The 1,034-nt window shown below is 49.0% G+C and carries 1 protein-coding gene; it reads left to right on the top strand.

Translation table 11 applies throughout. The features are described 5' to 3' along the window. Nucleotides 1–31: 31 nt before the first annotated feature. The coding region (locus A3750_RS20065) for a molybdopterin-dependent oxidoreductase (protein ID WP_231871901.1) at nt 32–1,034 on the top strand (1,003 nt) is incomplete at its 3' end.

The raw sequence follows: 1,034 nt of genomic DNA, 5'->3' as shown, positions 1-1,034 counted from the left end.
TAGCTCCGGGACATTCACAACGGAGGGCGGTTTGCCGGAGTTTGCAGGTGAACTCCCTTCAAGCGCCATTGCTGACCAAATAGAAACCAAAGGTCCAAGTCAAATTCGTGCCATGGTTACGGTTGCCGGAAATCCGGTAATTAGTAGCCCTAACTCTAATCGTTTGGAGCGCGCATTGGGTTCGCTTGATTTCATGGTGTGTATCGATAGCTATCTCAATGAGACAACAAAACATGCCGATTTGATTCTGCCGGGTAGTAGCCAGCTTGAACAATCCCGTTACGATGTTGTATTCAACCTGCTCAGCGTTCGGAATGTCGCGAAGTACTCTCCTGCATTGTTTGAGCCAGGAAAAAACACCAAGCATGATTGGGAGATACTGCTTGAGCTCACGCATCGTTTTGCCTCTGGCGGCAGTCTGCTCGATAACGTGAAAGAGCTTGGCCAGTATCAGGCGATGAAGCGTCTTGGTCCGGATGGTGTGTTGGATATCCTTTTGAGAGTGGGTCCTTATGGCACACAAGTCCCGGGCACTTCTTCGGTTGGTTCATTTGTCATTGATACCATTCAAGATGTTTTTCCGGCGTCGCATCCGATACGCAGAGCGCTCGATAACGGACCTTACGGACCGCAAAATAGGGGGCTCAGTAAAGGCTTATGCATTGCATCGTTAAAGAATTATCCGCATGGTGTGGATTTGGGGTCGTTGCAATCTTCGTTACCAGAGCGGCTATATACGTCCAATAAGCGCATCTCTCTAGTTCCAGGCAGCTACATGACAGATATCCCTCGGCTGAGGAAACACTTGGGGATGTTGGATGAAATGCTTCAATCGTCCGTCAAGCAATCGGATGAGCACGCTCAAATGATGTTGATTGGCCGGCGGGATATTCGTTCCAACAACTCTTGGTTGCATAATAGCCAGCGGCTCGTCAAAGGTAAGAACCGCTGTACCGCGCAGATTAGTGAGGAAGATGCCAAACTAAGGAAAATCTCCAATGGTGACTTGCTTAAAGTATCGACCGACTATGGCG

The organism is Oleiphilus sp. HI0079 (assembly GCF_001635105.1).
This window is presented reverse-complemented; position numbering and strand designations above follow the sequence as displayed.